At 44.8% G+C, this 17,820-nt stretch carries 13 protein-coding genes; 12 read left to right on the top strand and 1 reads right to left on the bottom strand.

Annotation, left to right across the window (positions count from 1 at the left end; genetic code table 11):
- Window positions 1–230 precede the first annotated feature (230 nt).
- From AC58QT_RS09740 to AC58QT_RS09700, 9 genes are all read left to right on the top strand, one after another.
- The gene (locus AC58QT_RS09740; RefSeq protein WP_497408743.1) at window positions 231–3,293 is read left to right on the top strand and encodes an S-layer homology domain-containing protein; all 3,063 of its coding nucleotides are present in this window, start codon (window positions 231–233) and stop codon (window positions 3,291–3,293) included.
- 182 nt (window positions 3,294–3,475) lie between these two features.
- Window positions 3,476–4,291: a helix-turn-helix transcriptional regulator gene (locus AC58QT_RS09735; protein ID WP_497408742.1), complete on the top strand. Its 816-nt coding sequence runs from the start codon at window positions 3,476–3,478 to the stop codon at window positions 4,289–4,291.
- Window positions 4,292–4,400: 109 nt separating this feature from the next.
- A complete protein-coding gene (locus AC58QT_RS09730) occupies window positions 4,401–5,345 on the top strand; it encodes a DUF1861 family protein (protein WP_497408741.1) in 945 nt (314 codons plus the stop codon).
- 121 nt (window positions 5,346–5,466) lie between these two features.
- Window positions 5,467–7,761, top strand: a complete 2,295-nt coding sequence (locus tag AC58QT_RS09725; protein WP_497408740.1) for a helix-turn-helix domain-containing protein — start codon at window positions 5,467–5,469, stop codon at window positions 7,759–7,761.
- A 170-nt stretch (window positions 7,762–7,931) separates the two neighbouring features.
- Window positions 7,932–8,897, top strand: coding sequence for an ABC transporter permease (locus tag AC58QT_RS09720; RefSeq protein WP_497408739.1), 966 nt, complete (start codon window positions 7,932–7,934; stop codon window positions 8,895–8,897).
- 1 nt (window position 8,898) lies between these two features.
- The gene (locus tag AC58QT_RS09715) at window positions 8,899–9,777 is read left to right on the top strand and encodes a carbohydrate ABC transporter permease (protein ID WP_497408738.1); all 879 of its coding nucleotides are present in this window, start codon (window positions 8,899–8,901) and stop codon (window positions 9,775–9,777) included.
- Between the two features lie 52 nt (window positions 9,778–9,829).
- Window positions 9,830–11,368: an extracellular solute-binding protein gene (locus AC58QT_RS09710; RefSeq protein ID WP_497408737.1), complete on the top strand. Its 1,539-nt coding sequence runs from the start codon at window positions 9,830–9,832 to the stop codon at window positions 11,366–11,368.
- Between the two features lie 70 nt (window positions 11,369–11,438).
- Window positions 11,439–12,500 (top strand): glycoside hydrolase family 130 protein, encoded by a 1,062-nt coding sequence (locus AC58QT_RS09705; protein ID WP_497408736.1) that lies wholly within the window; start codon window positions 11,439–11,441, stop codon window positions 12,498–12,500.
- An 18-nt stretch (window positions 12,501–12,518) separates the two neighbouring features.
- Entirely contained in the window at window positions 12,519–13,385 is an 867-nt protein-coding gene (locus tag AC58QT_RS09700) for a protein phosphatase 2C domain-containing protein (protein ID WP_497408735.1), read from the top strand.
- Window positions 13,386–13,453: 68 nt separating this feature from the next.
- Here the strand turns inward: AC58QT_RS09700 and AC58QT_RS09695 are convergent, their stop codons facing one another.
- Window positions 13,454–14,263, bottom strand: a complete 810-nt coding sequence (locus AC58QT_RS09695; protein ID WP_497408734.1) for an HAD family hydrolase — start codon at window positions 14,261–14,263, stop codon at window positions 13,454–13,456.
- Window positions 14,264–14,481: 218 nt separating this feature from the next.
- Here AC58QT_RS09695 and pbfA point away from each other — a divergent pair, with 218 nt between their 5' ends.
- From pbfA to phnW, 3 genes are read left to right on the top strand one after another with little or no spacing between them, the layout of a single operon-like run.
- Window positions 14,482–15,846: a (R)-1-hydroxy-2-aminoethylphosphonate ammonia-lyase gene (gene pbfA, locus AC58QT_RS09690; protein WP_497408733.1), complete on the top strand. Its 1,365-nt coding sequence runs from the start codon at window positions 14,482–14,484 to the stop codon at window positions 15,844–15,846.
- Between the two features lie 32 nt (window positions 15,847–15,878).
- A complete protein-coding gene (gene phnX, locus AC58QT_RS09685) occupies window positions 15,879–16,676 on the top strand; it encodes a phosphonoacetaldehyde hydrolase (RefSeq protein WP_497408732.1) in 798 nt (265 codons plus the stop codon).
- A gap of 17 nt (window positions 16,677–16,693) precedes the next feature.
- Window positions 16,694–17,800, top strand: a complete 1,107-nt coding sequence (phnW, locus tag AC58QT_RS09680; protein WP_497408868.1) for a 2-aminoethylphosphonate--pyruvate transaminase — start codon at window positions 16,694–16,696, stop codon at window positions 17,798–17,800.
- Window positions 17,801–17,820: the final 20 nt, after the last annotated feature.

The raw sequence follows: 17,820 nt of genomic DNA, 5'->3' as shown, positions 1-17,820 counted from the left end.
GGGAAGAAGGGTATGTTTCTATTATAGGCAGTTTCTAACCAAAATAGGATGTCGAAAAGGAAGTTTTCCCCTGTTTATTTTGAAGATATTTATCTTCAAATTCACCAGAATCATGTTCATTCCGTACATCACATCTTCTTTAGGCTTCCGCTACACTGAAGAGGACGAATGATGATATCCAGATATCGCTATCGCACGTTTAGCTACAATTGGGGAGGAATTTAGAAATTATGAAAAGACATTTATCTGTGTTGACTTCAGCCGTACTCGCATTTTCCTTATTAACTTCGACGGCTTTTGCTGCTGAACCCGTGCAAGGAACGACAGCACCAGCTGCATCGGTTGCAGCTTCGAAAACGACGGCGGATTTTAAAGATCTGGCAAGTTTGGAGGCGGGGCTGAAAGTTCAAATTGATGCCCTTCTCGCACTGGGTTACATGGACGGAAAAGGTGATACTTTTGACATTGTGGGGCAAATGACACGTGCGGAGGCTGCTAAGCTGGCTGCAAAAGTGTTTAAGCTTGCCGTCGATGAGAAAGCGGTTTCCACCTTCACTGATGTGGATGCTGAAGACGGAGCGGTAGCTTGGGCAATTCCTTTCATCGAAGCGGCAAAAGCAAAAGGCCTTGTTGACGGCGTAGCGGACAATGCTTTTGCACCGAAGGAGCCTGTAACCATTGGCCAGTTAGCGGCTATTCTTGTTCGTGGTTTTGGCGAAGCTAGCGAGGTCAAAGAGACGGATCCTTGGTTTAACGGCTACTTGGAAGTGGCCAAAGAAAACGGCGTAGATCTCGGTCTAGATGGGGCTAAGAAAGCGACGCGAGGCGATCTTGTGGCGGCTGCCTATCTGTCAGCTAAGGTCGTAGAGCAAGCGAGTAAGCCAGCTAAAGCTTCAATTAAAGAAGCGAAGCAAACGGGTGCCAAAACGATTTCTGTCGTTCTGGATCGTGATGTGGATACGGCGAAGGCGACACTTGCTCTGACGAGAGGGACAACCAGCGTCGCAACGACAGCGACGTGGGCAGATGATAAAAAAACAGCTACGCTCGTGCTGAACGATGTCAAGATGATGGACGGTGATTATACCGTTACACTAGGCGGGTTAGATGCAATGGCGATTGACAAAGGGGCAGGGACGCTCAAAGGGGCAGCGGAGAAGGTAGTCAAGCTTGAGTTTGTGAACAGTGGGGATACGATTGCGAAATCACCGAAGGTCAGGGTGGAAGTAAAGCCAACCAATCAATTTGGAGAGACAGCAACGTTCTCTAGCGCGAATTACACGGTGTATGCGACAACGACAAATGCGGCAACAGTGGCCAAAACCGATGACGGCAAGCTATACGTGCAGCTGAACACCTCGGATGCAGGCTTGATTTCTAATGCGAGTCAGATCTCCGTTAACATTTATGATAACATTGAACATCTTTCGGCAACGAAAACATTTACAGTAGGCGTTCAACCACTCCTATCGAAGGTTGAGTTAGGTACGGTAACGTATAAAAATACCAAAACGGCTCTGTCGGTCGCGGGAGATACAGCCGTTATAGCATTGACCCAGTATGACCAATATGGGACTATCATTACGAAAGATTCAGGTTCGGTTGTTCCGCCGATGGTGTCCATTGCTCCATACGAATCAAAGTTAAAAGCGGAAATTACGGATGATAATTTGGATGGTGTGGACGATGTCGTCGTTAGGGTGGATGCGAAGGTGGAGATTGGCGGCGATTATACGGTTCAAGTCTTCGGGGGCAATACAACCGCAACAGCCAAGCTGACGACGAAAGCAACGGCGATGGCGAACAAAGTGGAACTCGTGCAGCCAGGAGACACATGGGCGGCAGGCGACAGCAACAAATATATTGAAATTGTCGCTTATGACGCTGAGGGAAATAAATTAACCCCAGACGATATTGCTCAAAATGCGAAGGATGGCCGATTTACCGTATCTGTGGGTGGTAATGTGGTGACTGGTGAATCTGGAGATGTCCCAGCCGTGATGCTCGATGCCAAACGACTAATCATAACCGATGGTCCGAATAAAGGGAAAATTTACATTAAGAAGCTAGAGGGCAAAGGGATTGCGAATATTTTCATAGCTCTGATTGGCATCGGATTGAATAGTCAGGCGCAGTTGACACTGCCAGTTTCGGATGCTCGTTATCCTATCGGGTTGCGAGTTGCAACGAATCTAGCTTCAAAAGCCGTTAATACCGCAGATAACAACGGAAAACTTCAGCTTGTTGACCAATATGGCAGTACGATTACTAGCTTTGCAACAACGCAATCGGGTAATCGCATTGATCTTATTGAGAACGGGCGCTCCGTGACGTATGACGTGTATGCAACGGTGATACCTTCATCTGACTATAGTGGTACCTATTCAGGTGATTTGACGCTGGCTCCTGGCTCACAAGAGCTTGCGATTGGCACCTTCAGTGATAAGGAGTTTAAATTTACACCCGTTGGCGCAGCGAAAAATGCAACCATAACAGCCAAGTTTCAGCTGCGCAAACGTGATTTTAGCGGCGGTATCCTCGGCAATGTGATGGATGAGGCGGTTAGTACCAAATCAATGAAGTTTCAGGTACTCGACCCTGCGTCTGAAAAATTAACGTACAGCCTCAACGGTGCGAGAGATTTGTTTAGTACGCTCGACAATGATTTGACCAAAAATATTCCGGCTGCTACGGTTGTAGACTCCTCTATTCTGGGCATTTCGCTCTCACTCTCTGCAAAAGATGCTGGGGCTAATGAGGTCAAAATTCCTAACACGATCGTCTCGGTTGTCTCTGACACCTACAACACGGCTAATCTCCAGGTTTCCGGTGGCAAAGTGTATGTGCTGGGGAATAAAGCAGGCACAGCTAACATAACCGCCATCTACACGACGCCGAAAGGAGAAACGGACTTCGTTCGCTCGACGGTAACTGTGAAAAGCGATGCCATTGCGATTCAATCCATTTCAAGCAGCTCCAGCAAGACGTTTAAGCAGTCTGATGCGAATGGGCAACTCGCTTGGGTTATCATGGGCGATGTTGCCGTGAAAGATCAATATGGCGACGAATTTAAAAATGCCAATCTTGCGCTATTCAGAAACGTGGCGCCCGTCATCTATATGGTAAATGACGTATCACCAGGCCTAAACGTGACTTTGTCTAACAGCTCTGAAGGCGTGAATAACCAAGTGAACGTCATGTATGATTCCGGTGTAAGCGGTGGAAGCTTTACGATGACGGCTGTTACAGCTAACGGGAAATCAACTACGACAAGAGTGATTATTAACAATTAATCGCAAGTTCGAAATGCAGTTTGTCTCTAGATGAGACAAACTGCATTTTTTATTAAAATTAAATTAAAAATAACTGAATTTAAATTAAAATTGTATTGTATTTTAAACTAAAATTATATATTGTTATAGTATAAAATAAATGGAAGCGCTATCTATTGGTTGATTCAAAGAAGAGAGGGGTCATGCCATTGTTATCTTACGATATGAGTTCACATCTCGTTCCTGCCCGTTTATCGCTGCCGTTCCGTCTTAACTCGGTGACATATCTTCACCATTCCAATACGGAATATGAGGCAGAAGGCGTTGGTTACAGTCAGATGATCTTATGCTATAAGGGAAAGAGTCAGGTACGGTTTCAAGATCAAATATGTATCTTGCAGGCGGATCAGGTCATGATTATTATGCCCTACACGAAAGTTGAAACTGCCGTATTGGAGGATCAAACGGAGCTTGCTGTCATTCGGTTCGACTGCCATCTGACGATGCTGCTGCAATTCCGTTTGCCGCTGAATAAGCCCCTCTCCGCATATTCAACGCAACGGATCCAAGCGTTAGTCCATACGCTGCACAAATACGAGCATGAGCATGAACGCGCACTGCTAGCGTCGGAGACGATTTATGCCCTATTGGCAGAGCTGAAATTGCAATCGACAAGCGCGGCTGCCCAACCGGCTGCGCCGAAGTTGACGATTCAGAAAATCATCAACTACATTTACATTCATCACTCCACAAAGCTTACGTTAGACGGCATATCCCGGAGATTCGGCTACACAGCTCAGCATTTAAACAAGCTTTTCAAGAATGAATTAGGCGATTCGATCTATCAGTACATATTGAAAGTTCAATTGGACCAGGCGGCACATTTACTTGAGAATGAAGAAATGACCATTGAGCAGGTAGCGGAGAAAGTAGGCATGGAACCAAGATCGTTCTACAGGCTGTTTCAGAAGCTGTATCGTGTTTCCCCAGGAGAGTTTCGGAGGACAGCAAGAAAGTGAGTGTTAGGTCAGTGCTTATTTTCAAAGTCATTCCTAATATTCGAAATTTACTTTTCACTATGCCTACTTTATGATCAAAATCATCTCAGTTAGGAATGGAGAAGGTAAAGTGACACTTTCTATAGGTAATGAAGCAAAGTCTTCCAAGCAGCTGCTGGAGACATTTAATAGACAGCCTTACCATGCGGAAAAGCTTGTATTCGCAAACGTTGGCAATAGGGATGTCTATAATATTGCGGCTCCTTTTTTAGACGATGGCGAGATGGTCCTTGCGGGTCGTGTGGAGGCTCGTGATTCAGAGCGTTCAGAGGTTATGTTTTTCGTTAATCGGGGTGGCACATGGATACCGAGGGAAGGATGCGCATCTTTTGCTTTACAGGATCCTTTTTTCACGTTCATCTCGGGGGAGTTAGTTTTCGGTGGTGTTGAGGTCGTCTTTGATACGGAGAATCCGAAGAAAGTCTTAACATGGCGTACCTTGTTCTATAGAGGGGCAGATATACAATCGTTAACTTATTTTGCCTGCGGTCCAGATCATATGAAAGACATCCGTCTTGTTGAGCTTGCAAGCGGCAGAATTGGTGTATTTACGCGTCCGCTGGGTGTAGGTGATGCTAGGGGCTTAATTGGATATACCGAGATTGAACGGCTGGAGCAGCTGAATGAATCCGTCATCGATGCAGCCACGTTATTTACTGATCAGTTTCGGAAGGACGAATGGGGAGGCGTCAATGAAGCGCATTTACTTAAGAACGGGCTTGTCGGTGTTCTTGGTCATATCGCTTACATGGAGGAAGGCGACATTCGCCATTATCATGCGATGACGTTTGCAATCGATCCGACGACATTTGAACGAAGTCCAATTAAGATTATCGCAACACGCAATCAATTTCCTCAAGGACCTGCCAAGCGGGATGATCTGATGGATGTGATTTTTAGCGGGGGACTTCATCGTTTGAGGAATGGTAAGGCGATGCTGTATGCTGGGGTCAGTGATACCGAAGCTCACAAAATGCTTATGGATGACCCCTTTGAGGAATATGAAAATAGGTAAGAACATGGCTCCTCCTTGTAATCAGGAGGGGCTTTTTGCTGATTTTTGACATAGATTCCTCTTTTTCAAAGATGCTTCAGAGTGGTGAATGAGTTATGATGGACGCAGGGGTGACAGCATCATGGGGTTTTTAAAGCGTATTCAACATTATCGCGTTTATCGAAGGTTAATCTTATCTTACTTGTTCTTAATTATGGTGACGATTACGTTATTGTGCACCATTTTGTATTCGATGTTTTCGGCTAGAGCCGTTAAAGAAATCGATCTCTCTTCTCGCGAAATGCTAGCGCAAGTCAGTTATACAGCGAATGTCGTGTTCGAACAAGTTCAGAACATTACCAATCAACTCGTAAGCGATAATCAGATTAATACGTTTATGTATGCGAATGTGGATGATAAAATTGCCGATTACAACGCTAATCTTCTCTTAACGAAGATGCAGAGCGTATATCCTTTCTTAGCCAATATCAGCATTTATAATTTTATTAATAAGGCGTATATAGATGTTATTTCGCTGCCACCAGACCCGCAAATGGGGGAAAGAACACAAACCGGTTATCTTGGTTTCTATCCTCGTAAGGTCGTGGATGGAAACGGATCTTCACTTCAATTATTAACATTCAAAATGATTCCTGAGCCTGTTTTTTCGGGGCCAAATAAGTCCGCAATCGTGCTTGATTTAAAAGAGACGTATATTCAAAATACGATGAGCAGCATTAGCCGTTCGTCCCGTGATACGAGTACCTTTGTGATCGATTCAAAAGGTACTGTGATTTCTCATTCGGATTCAGAACAATTTATGAAGAACTTCTCGGAAAGCCAGTATGTTCAACGGATTTTAGCGGATGAGGGAAGTCAGGGAAGCTTTGTTCAATCCCTTGAACAGGAAAAATTTCTCATTACTTATGTGAAATCAGCAACCCTTGATTGGGTGTTTGTTAGTGTTCGTCCTTATGATCAATTGCTTTCAAATATTTATGAGCTTCGGAATTGGATGCTTCTCATCGCATTGTTTCTTTTCATTATGGGCGCATGCATTTCATTAATTGTAACGGGCAACTTGTATAATCCGATTAAAGCACTCGTAGACAAAGTAACTGAGAGTGAGAATTCAGATCAGAAATCTCTTCTCCGTTTGGACGAGTACAAGTTGTTATCGGAGGCATTCTCCCATTCTATGCAGGCGACCAAGACGATGGAGATGACGCTCTCTCGTTCCTCTGACTTGCTGAAGAATGGATATATCGCCAACATGCTGAAAGGACGTCCGCAATCGTCTGGCTATACAGAGGACATTGAACAGCAGTTGCTTTCTCGCATGCAAGGTCCCTATTTTGTCGTTCTTCAATTTCAAATTGATCAATATTATCACTTTAAGAACACATTCAGTATCCTTGATAGGGAGCTTATTCGCTTTGCCATAAGTAATATTGCACAGGAACTGCTTGGCAGGATATATCGGAATGATGAGGTTATTATTGAAGAAAATGAAATTACTTTGATAATTCAATGGGAGCAAAAAGAATCAGATGAACAGTTGTATTTTATTCTAAATGAGATTCAGGCAGCTGTTAAAGGTTACTACAAGACATCCATATCGGTAAGTATCGGCGATGTCGTTGCGGTTATTGGAGATATTGAGAGCTCTTATCGATCAGCTCAAAGGTATATGGGCATGAAGTTGTTTTGGGGGCATGGCAGTATCCTAAATGCGACGAAATTATTGGTTCCTGATGAACATACACGTTATCCAGCAGCGATAGAGCGCAAAATCATCGATGCGATTAAGCTCTGTCAGCCCAAATCGATTCAAAAAGAATTGGCGGAGTGGATTACCCTATTAGCCCGCTGTGGTTCGCCTTCACTAACGTTACAATATGTGAGCTTCTTACATCTGGCGATCACGCGAGAATTTGAGAGCATTCTGGAATGGTGGGACGCAGACCCCGAGGAACTATATTTGGCTATGAATGAGCTTCCGCATGCGGAAACACTGGATGAAATTCAAACCATGATGAAGCAATTCTGCTTTCGAATTGTGGATATGATTGAAGAGAATAAAACAAACTTGGCAGCGCTCAAGAACTCAAAGGTCATTGAAGAGGTTAAGCTCTATTTACAACAGCATTACCATAACCCAAGTCTCTCCCTGGAGAGTGTTTCCGATCAAGTGGGACTTACTTCAGGGTATATTGGTAAAATGTTTAAAAGTATGGTGGGTACATCTTTCAATGATTATGTCACTCATATTCGCATGGAGCAAGCAAAAGCACGCTTGGCAGGAACGAGCGATACCGTTGCTCAGATTGGCGAACAAGTCGGGATTTTCAATGTGTCGTATTTTTCAACACTATTTAAGAAGAAATACGGGATAACCCCTACACGCTATCGAGAGCAAAATGAACAACAAACGTAAAATTAAGACGATTGGTGCCTTTAACGGCAGGCAATCGTCTTTTTTTGATAGCATCCCTTATTTTTAACAGGGCATAACACTAATTATTGAAAGCAAACCGAATACTCGAAATTTACAGTACCTCGGTAATCTCCTATGATTAGGGCAACCCGAAAGCGAGAGGTGCTACGATGCAGACAAGATCATTGTTAACCAAAGACAACGTTCCAAAAATAAAGAAAAAAGCGGGAATATGGCAGGAGCTTTTTAAAAACCGTTTCTCATATTTGTTAATTGTCCCTGCGCTCTTCTATGTTTTTATTTTCTCCTATGCCACCTACCCATATCTGTTGATCGCTTTTCAACATTTTAATTACCAGAAGGGAATATTCGGCAGTGAGTGGATCGGTTTCCAAAATTTTGAGTTTTTCTTTAAGACAAACGATGCGCTGCTCATCACCCTAAATACGGTGAAGTTAAATGTGATGTTTCTGATCGCAGGCACGACTACCGCTGTATTCATCGCCATTTTATTTAATGAAATTAGAAGCCGGCTGTTTCAACGATTTGCCCAGACTACGATGATATTCCCTAATTTTCTTTCATGGATCATTGTGAGCTACATGATGTATGGCCTCTTTTCCACTGATTTTGGGATGATCAATCAGATGATGACTTTCTTCGGAATGGCAACTGTAAATTGGTACACCAAAGCGGAGGCATGGCCTTGGATTCTCGTCATGATGAAGATCTGGAAAGAAGCGGGAATGGGCTCGATTATTTACTTGGCAGCGATAACGGGCATTGATCATTCACTCTATGAATCTGCCGAAATCGATGGGGCTACAAGGTGGGACAAAATTTGGCGTATTACGATGCCTCTCTTGGCACCCACAATTGCTATCCTGACGTTACTAAACTTAGGCAAAATCTTCTATGGGGATTTTGGCATGATCTACGCGATCATTGGTGATAATGGTGTGTTATACCCTACAACGGATGTCATTGATACGTACGTGTTCAGATCGCTTCGCCAAATAGGAGATCCCTCCAATGCAGCGGCTGTAGGTTTATTCCAATCAACGGTAGGTTTACTGCTTGTATTCATCGCCAATTGGTTTACACGCAGATATTTCAAGGAAGGGGCGCTTTATTAAGATGCAGACACTGAGACGATTCGACACAGCGGGTATGATGATCTATATCATACTTACTATATATGCTCTCCTATGCATTCTACCTATGTATCTAACCGTAATGGTTTCCATATCAGATGAAAGCAGTATTATACGGCATGGGTATCAGCTCATTCCAGAGCATTTTTCATTAGAAGCTTATCGCACGTTATTCAATAATAAGGCGGTTTTGCTCAAAAGTTATCTGGTGACGATAACAGTCACAGTAGTCGGCAGTCTGGTAGCTGTGATGATTACGGCCATGGCAGCCTATACACTCGCCAATCCGAATGTAAAATACCGTGCAGGTCTTAATTTATACTTTTTTATTACGCTGCTATTTAATGGTGGTCTAGTTCCATGGTATATCATGTGCAAAAAGTTAGGTCTGGTCGACAATTTGTTCGCTCTTATAGTACCCATGCTGCTTTTCAATGCCTTCAACATGTTTTTGGTACGCAATTTTATGGAGGCACTGCCCCATGCACTTAGGGAATCAGCCTATATGGATGGCGCCAATGATGTGCGAATCGCCTTTCAAATCTACCTGCCCTTATGTGTTCCTGTGTTAGCTACTATTCTTCTTTTCTATGCGTTGGCCTATTGGAATGACTGGTTCAATGCCATCATGTTAGTCGATGATAAAGGCTTATATCCTCTGCAGTACGTTTTATTCAAAATACGATCCAATATAGAAATGCTCAGCATGATTCCTGCAGGTGCAAGCAGCCAATATACCGCTCCAGCGGAATCAACCAAGATGGCGACCGTCATAATAACACTGGGGCCGATCGTGTTCTTATATCCTTTTCTTCAGCGATATTTTGTGAAAGGTCTTGTTGTAGGTTCTGTTAAGGGTTGATATTTTCCTCCATAGAGGTTTATATAAGATTACATTAAAAGGAGAGGTCAAATTGAAGAAATTATCTATGATATCATTATCCGGTCTATTGGCAGTATCCGTTCTTGCAGGCTGCAGTTCAACGAATGATAAACCCGAAGCGTCTGCAACATCTACGACAGATGCGAAGGGCGTCAAAGAAACAAACGAAGTCGTCACATTGAAGTATGTTTTACCTGGGAATGAACCGAAGGATTGGCCGGCAGTAAAAGAAGCGATTGATAAGAAGCTGCAAGCAGACGGTGTGAACGTGAAAATCGTCAAAGAATATATTGATTGGGGAGCTTGGGAGCAAAAACTGAACCTTAAGCTTTCCACGGGTGAAGAGTTTGATTTGTTCCACGTTATGAACGACATGATTTCCTTGGCCAATTATATTGGTCGCGGAGCGGTGAAAGATATTGGGCCAGAGATTGCCAAATACGGACCTGAATTAAAGAAAGCGATTCCTGATTCGGTATGGAGCGGCGTGCAAAAGGACGGGAAGACTTTCGGGATCCCATCATACTGGTATGAACCTGCTGTAGACGGTTCCTTTACGGCGAATCGCATAATACTGAACGAAGCAGGCGTTAAAGACGTTCCTAAGACACAAGAAGAAATGCTGGCGGCTATGGAAAAAGTCATGGCAACAGATAAAAGTGCTACGAAGCCGTATCTGCCAATTCGTGGAGGTTTGCGCGATGCATCGGATGTCCTGCACCGTGCCTATGATTCGTATCCTTTTGCTGTAAAAGATAAGATTGCTTTCATTGATAAGGACGGCAAAGTCAAGAGTTGGGCTGAAACCGAGGAATTCAAGAAGGATGCTGCATTCTTCCGTACCGCTTACCAGAAAAAACTGACGAATCCTGATATTCTGGTCGTGAAGCAAGAGCAAATCGACAAGCAAATTAAAAGCGCTGTGTATCCGTTCCTGTTCGGTACACCGAATGACGTTAACGAAATGAAAAAGACATATCCGAATATGAAAGATGAAGATTTTACCTTGCAACGATTAAATCCGGATAAACCGCATTACAGAATGTTTAACGCGAAAAATGTGAACGCTGTAGCTGTGAACAGCAAGCATCCAGAAGCAGCTGTAAAACTATTGAATTGGTTGTATAGCTCACAAGAGAATTATGACTTGTTTATGTACGGAATCGAAGGCAAGACGTACAAGAAAGTCGGTGATCGTGGCATTGAATACTTAAAAGATACAGATGGCAAGACAGATTTGTACAAACAAGATGACTGGATGATCGGCAACTTGAAGTACATTCGTATTGATCCCAATACGTTAAGTGCTAACAAAGCTTTATTCGTCGCAGATCCGAATGCAAAAACATTCTTTGCTGCTGACTTCTTCTTCGATCCAACCTCGGTTAAAGCGGAGATGTCTAATATTCAGGCAGTTTACACATCCGATGTTATGCCAATCTACGATGGTGTGCTGGATTATGACGCGAAGAGCAAGGCAGCCATTGATAAACTAAAAGCAGCGGGTATCGATAAAGTGATTGCTGAGTATCAAAAACAATTAGACGCATACAAAGCATCCCAAAAATAATGAACAATGATGGGCTACTCCAGAAGCTTAATTGGAGTAGCCTCATCTCTACGTGAGGAGAATAATTACGATGTATGGACAAGACAAGTTGGACTGGCAACTAGGCCCATTTATTAAAGCAGATGAGGTGAATCCCATTTTGCTTCCGGAAGCTGAGGCAGCCTTTATCTGTCCGGTTCGTGAGAATGAGATAAACTGGGAAGAGAAGGATTTGTTCAATCCAGCTGCAGTGGTAAGAGATGGCGAAGTGCATCTTTTGTATCGAGCGGAAGACAAAGTAGGGAAGTACGAAGGCACTTCTCGGATTGGACATGCTGTGAGCAGAGACGGGCTGCAGTTTAAGAAGGAACCGCAACCCGTATTGTTCCCTGAAAAAGATGTCTATAACGCGCTCGAATGGGAAGGCGGATGTGAAGACCCGCGAATCGTTGAGGATGCAAATGGCACGTATTATATGATGTATACGGCTTATGATGGCGTCAAAGCTAGACTTTGTGTGGCAACTTCCATTAATTTAACATCATGGACGAAACATGGATTGGCCTTTGGCCAAGCGTTGGACGGCAAATATGCGGACATTTGGAGCAAATCAGGGGCCATTGTCACCAAACGTGTAGGAGAGAAGTTTATTGCGGAGCGAATTGACGGTGTGTTTTGGATGTATTGGGGGGAATCCAATATCTACGCGGCGACTTCCGTGGACTTAATTCACTGGACGCCAGTTGAAGCGGAGGATCCGCGCGGGTACCATTCGGAGCGGTTTTTGCTTCCGCTTTTAACTGTAAGAAAGCACCATTTTGATAGTGATCTCATTGAGCCAGGTCCGCAGGCGATCATGACCGAACGTGGAATTTTGCTGATCTATAACAGTAAAAATCATGGTCACCATGGTGATCCCAACTATACGACAGGGGCTTATTGTGCTGCACAAGTACTATTCGACCTGAAAGACCCTAGCATTGTGATAGCGCGGTCGACTCAACCTTTCTTAATACCTGACAAAGAATACGAAATTATTGGGCAAATCAATCATGTTTGCTTTGTTGAAGGGCTCGTATATCACAACGGCGCATGGCTTCTCTATTATGGAACAGCCGATTCTAAAATTGCTGTGGCGCGTTGTGAGGGATAGTGTGGTATGATGACAAACATGAAAACAAATATAAAGAAGCAGATCATTTCTAGACAAGGGAACAGCGCTTGGAACGAGGATTCCCTACTTGTTAACGACAATCTTCATCTGTATGGTGTCATAGATGGGGCTACCTCGTTGGAACCTTACAGAGGCTCAGGCGGTGAGACAGGGGGGTATCTGGCTGCACAACTGATAGCCAAAACGATACTCGAGATGTCCCAGGATAACGTGGGGCACCAACATTCTCCACAAGATCTGCTGCTGCACGCCAATCAGCAGTTACGAACAGAGATGGTGGCTGCAGGTGTGGATGTAACGCGTAAAGAACAACTATGGGGCGCTTGTGCTGTCATTGTTCGCGTACAAAGCAGCTACGTTGACTACGCGCATACAGGGGATTGTATGCTGATCGCGGTGTATGAAGATGATACGATTCGAATCATTACCCGTGATCAATTGGAAGTTGTGGACCTTCCGACTCGTCAGCTATGGGCACAAGGAGTTGCATCAGGACTCACGTCCCGCGACGATTTATGGGAACTAGTTAAGCCGCAGATCCATGCAGGAAGGGCATTAATGAATACACCGAATGGGTATTCCGTCTTGAATGGTGAACCGGAATTGGCCGATTACATGGAATTTGGACGTATTAGCCGAACACAATTAAAATCATTGTTACTTTTCTCTGACGGCCTTGTTGCTCCTCAAAGAGAGCTTTCCTTGGAGGAGGAGTTCAAACAAATCGTTTCAAGAGTTACATCCATGGGACTAGACAATTATATCGAGTGGCTCATTCAAGTGGAGGAAGCAGATCCGGATTGTCTGCAATTCCCGAGAGTAAAGAAATCTGATGATAAAACAGCGATTTATTTAGAGTTTTAAGAGAATGGTGGAGGCTGTCTCAAAAGTCGATCTAGACTTTTTGGGAACAGCCTTTTTTTGCAGAATGATTAGTCCAACTCTGTTCGGACTATGGGTGGCAGAAGCAGTAATTCCTCGAGGGCTCTGACCTCATAACTAGGCTTAAGATCATGCGGTGCTGGCCGCTGGTCATGGTTAATCCACACATTCCTCATACCTATCCCAATGGCCCCGCGAATGTCCGTTTCAATATTATCACCTACCATGATCGTTTCTTCCGCCGTCCGATTAAGCAGTTGCAACGCATGCTTAAATATGGTGGGATCAGGCTTTCCTCGACCGAAGGAGCCTGAGATCACAATATGATCAAAGTAGGCCGCTAAGTCCGGAATACTGTCGATCTTCTCCTGCTGCAGATCGGGTGCGCCATTCGTTATTAACACGAGTTCGTATTTATTCTGCAACGCATTCAAAACCTCGAAGGTAGACGCGTAGACATAGGGGCGTTTTCTGCGTTCCTGAGCAAATCGCGCAGCAAGTGTTTCTCCTAACTGTTCGTTATCGATGCCGAGTTGGAGCAGTCCTTGCGTCCAAGAACGTTTTTGGTAGTCAGGTGTGAGCTGAGCAAGTGCTTGGAAGCTAGGATGTCTGCTTGCATCGAATCGCCCCCAAAGTGCCTCAAGATGGGTGACCTCTATCATTTTGGCAAAATCATAACAAGCCATGGCCGTGAATAGCTCTAAGGAAGTTTCGCGAACAGCACGTTCAAGTGCTTGTGCATCCACCATGGCGGCATCCATCGCTAGGCTGCAAGTCGCCTGAAAGGCTTCGTCTATACTCCTCTCATCCCACAATAACGTATTATCCAAGTCAAATATGATGGCTTTTAACGGCTTCATGTTCCCCTGCCTCCATGTTGTTTTATACCTAATTTGCTTCATTACGAAGGAGAAGTCAATAAAAATATGGCCAAAATGAGTAAAAAATTTAGAAATTAACAACTAAAAAAAACTAAATCAAATGTAAAACACATATTTTACTTGTGGTTAACATTGCGAATACAAATGCTAGTTAAACTACAGTTAAGAAACAACCAATTCCAACTTGAGGTGAACACATGCCAACCAAACAAGAACCTCTCGCATTCATGAAAACGGAAGGCGATATTAATTTAACGGAAGCAAGGTCGGAATGGTGGACAGCACATATTGATGAAGCAGCACGAGCTCAATTACAAGAGGATGAGGATGTCTTCTTGCACCAAACGTTGTCTACACCTTGTCTGAACGTGCTTACTTCCTGTGAAGGAATTTATGTAGAAGATAGTCAAGGTCGCAGGATGATGGATTTTCACGGGAATAACGTCCATCAACTTGGTTTTGGCCATCCCGCTGTCATAGAAGCCGTTAAGCAGCAGTTGGATCAGTTATCCTTCTGTACGAGAAGATATACGAATGTTCCAGCTATAGAGCTTGCAAATAAATTAGTCGCCTTAACAGATGGGGCGCTGCAAAGAGTGCTATTCGCGCCAGGGGCAACATCCGCTATCGGGATGGCTTTAAAGCTTGCACGTGCAGTGACAGGCAAATACAAAACAGTATCCATGTGGGGGGCGTTCCACGGTGCCTCGCTGGATGCCATCTCGGTAGGAGGAGAAGGTGCCTTCCGCCGTGGCTTAGGACCGTTGCTGCCGGGTGCGGAGCATGTAATTCCTTTTAACTCATATCGCTGCGAGTTTGGCTGCCAAGATGAGGCGCACTCCCTTTGTTTGAAGCCAATTGAGTATGTGCTTGAGCACGATGGCGAGATCGGTGCCGTTGTCATTGAAACGATTCGGAACACAGATGTGCAAATCCCGCCAGTTGCTTATTATCAAAAGTTAAGAGAGCTATGCGACAAATATGGTGCCTTGTTGATTGTCGATGAGACAGCAACTGCGTTGGGTCGAACAGGCAAAATGTTTGCCTACCAGCATTACGGAATTGAACCCGATATGATGGTGCTGGGTAAAGGCTTGGGCGGCGGGGTGTTCCCGATGGCTGCTCTGCTCGTAAAAGAAGAGCTAAACAAAGCGCAGCAGATGTCGATCGGGCATTACACCCATGAGAAATCACCAGTAGGAGCTGCTGCAGGTCTAGCTACGATCCGAGTTATCGAGGAAGAGAATCTATTGGAGCATGCGAATCAGTTGGCAGCGCTCATGGCGAAGCGTTTGCAACATATGATGGAGCAATATGCGATTATCGGGGATGTTCGCCAAATCGGGCTGCTAGTCGCTGTCGAGCTAGTAACCGATCGTGCAAGTAAGGAACCCGCTGTCCAAGAGGCAGAGCAAGTCATGTATAACTGCTTGGCAAGGGGGCTTAATTTCAAGGTGTCGAAAGGGAATGTGCTTACGCTGTCACCTCCTTTGATCATTACGGAAGATCAGTTAAATGAAGCGTTAGATATATTAGAAATGAGCATCGCTGAACTAAAATAATCGTGCACAACTGACATGAAGGAGGAAATGAAATGATACAAGCAGTTGTTTTTGACTGGGCAGGAACGATGGTGGATTACGGGTGTTTTGCACCGTTAAATGTATTTATGGAAGTGTTCCACAAGCGAGAGATTGCGATCACAATCGACGAGGCAAGAGCACCGATGGGGCTGCTGAAGCGGGATCACATCCACGCAATTCTGCAATTGGAGCGTGTAGCGGGACTCTGGCAGGAGCGTTTCGGACAACTCCCTCAGGAGTCAGATGTTGACGCGCTTTATGCGGATTTCGAACCGATGATGCTGGCAGTCGTTCATCAGTATGCGGAGCCGATTCCAGGTGCACTTGCTCTGGTTGATCGATTACGTGAGGCCAACATTCGTATTGGATCAACGACAGGCTACACGGCCGAGATGATGGCCATTGTCACAGAAGAAGCGAAGAAGCGCGGCTATGCTCCCGACCATTTGGTAACGCCGAATGATGTACCTGCGGGTCGCCCGTATCCTTGGATGATGTACAAGAATGCGGAAGTTTTGAACGTCTATCCCATGTCGAACATGATCAAGGTTGGGGATACCGTTAGTGATATAAGAGAAGGTGTAAACGCTGGAACTTGGACGGTAGGTGTTGTGAAAGGGAGCAGTGAGCTGGGCATGAGTGAAGCGGAAGTGGCGCTTTGTGAGCCAGATGTGCTGCAGCAGCGCGTAACGATCGTCGCGGCCAAGTTCCATGAAGAAGGCGCCCATTATGTCATTGATACCATTGGCGAGTTAGATGCTTTAATTCCAGTTATCAATCAACGAATTCAACGAGGTGAACGTCCATGAGTATGAACACGAATCAATTGCCAGATAATCCATACGTTTTGTTAACACCGGGTCCACTATCTACAAGCAAGAAAGTAAAAGCGGCCATGCTCCGTGATTGGTGTACGTGGGATCAAGACTACAATCAGCTTGTACAATCCATTCGCAGTCGTCTTGTCACAATGGCTTCCTCGAAGCCGGACGACTATACGACCGTGCTTATGCAAGGAAGCGGAACATTCTGCGTGGAGTCTGTTATCGGCTCTGTTATACCGAGGAACGGTAAACTGCTCATTTTAACCAATGGGGCTTATGGTAAAAGAATTGCGCAAATGGCGGAAGTTCTCGGGATGGATTCCCTTGTACTTGACTCAGGAGAAACCAAACCCGTGAACGTGAACCAGTTGGAGGAAGTTCTCAAAGTGGATGCCTCCATCACGCATGTAGCGGTTGTTCATGTGGAAACGACGACTGGGATGATGAACCCGATTGGGGATGTCGCTCGAGTTGCCAAACATTACGGCAAAACGCTTATTGTTGATGCGATGAGCTCCTTTGGCGGCATCCCGATTGATGTAGCTGAGCTCGACATCGATTATCTGATCAGCAGCGCTAACAAATGCATCCAAGGTGTGCCTGGCTTTGGTTTTATTATTGCTCGTAAAGAAGCGCTGTACACTTGTAAAAACCAAGCGCGCTCCCTATCCCTAGATCTCTATGATCAATGGGAAACGATGGAGATCGGCAATGGCAAATGGCGTTATACGTCCCCGACGCATACGGTTCGCGCTTTTGATCAAGCGCTTCAGGAGCTGGAAGAAGAGGGCGGAGTGGCACGAAGATTCGAACGATTCCAACGAAATCAACAGACGCTAGTTGCTGGTATGGAGCGCTTGGGGTTGCAGACATTATTGCCGACTGAGCTTCAATCACCGATTATTACGTCATTCTTATACCCAGAATCACCGGTATACTCCTTCGAAGAGTTCTATGCACGCATTAAACAAGAAGGCTTCGTGATCTATCCAGGCAAAATAACGGCAGCAGCTACGTTCCGAATTGGCAATATTGGCGATGTCCATCTTGCTGATATTGAACGCTTATTGCAGGGAGTAGAAAATCAGTTGTTTTGGAAATCAACATAAAAGCAACAAAAAGAAATAAA

This window comes from Paenibacillus sp. J31R109 (assembly GCF_059692055.1).
The sequence above is the reverse complement of the archived record's forward strand: the minus strand, read 5'-3'. Positions and strand labels throughout refer to the sequence as shown.

What these genes read in the sequence shown, in the direction of transcription:
- AC58QT_RS09740 (WP_497408743.1), top strand. Translation starts at nt 231, where the DNA reads ATGAAAAGACATTTATCTGTGTTGACTTCAGCCGTACTCGCATTTTCC.
- AC58QT_RS09735 (WP_497408742.1), top strand. Translation starts at nt 3,476, where the DNA reads ATGCCATTGTTATCTTACGATATGAGTTCACATCTCGTTCCTGCCCGT.
- AC58QT_RS09725 (WP_497408740.1), top strand. Translation starts at nt 5,467, where the DNA reads ATGGGGTTTTTAAAGCGTATTCAACATTATCGCGTTTATCGAAGGTTA.
- AC58QT_RS09720 (WP_497408739.1), top strand. Translation starts at nt 7,932, where the DNA reads ATGCAGACAAGATCATTGTTAACCAAAGACAACGTTCCAAAAATAAAG.
- AC58QT_RS09715 (WP_497408738.1), top strand. Translation starts at nt 8,899, where the DNA reads ATGCAGACACTGAGACGATTCGACACAGCGGGTATGATGATCTATATC.
- AC58QT_RS09705 (WP_497408736.1), top strand. Translation starts at nt 11,439, where the DNA reads ATGTATGGACAAGACAAGTTGGACTGGCAACTAGGCCCATTTATTAAA.
- AC58QT_RS09700 (WP_497408735.1), top strand. Translation starts at nt 12,519, where the DNA reads ATGAAAACAAATATAAAGAAGCAGATCATTTCTAGACAAGGGAACAGC.
- AC58QT_RS09695 (WP_497408734.1), bottom strand. Translation starts at nt 14,263, where the DNA reads ATGAAGCCGTTAAAAGCCATCATATTTGACTTGGATAATACGTTATTG.
- pbfA (WP_497408733.1), top strand. Translation starts at nt 14,482, where the DNA reads ATGCCAACCAAACAAGAACCTCTCGCATTCATGAAAACGGAAGGCGAT.
- phnX (WP_497408732.1), top strand. Translation starts at nt 15,879, where the DNA reads ATGATACAAGCAGTTGTTTTTGACTGGGCAGGAACGATGGTGGATTAC.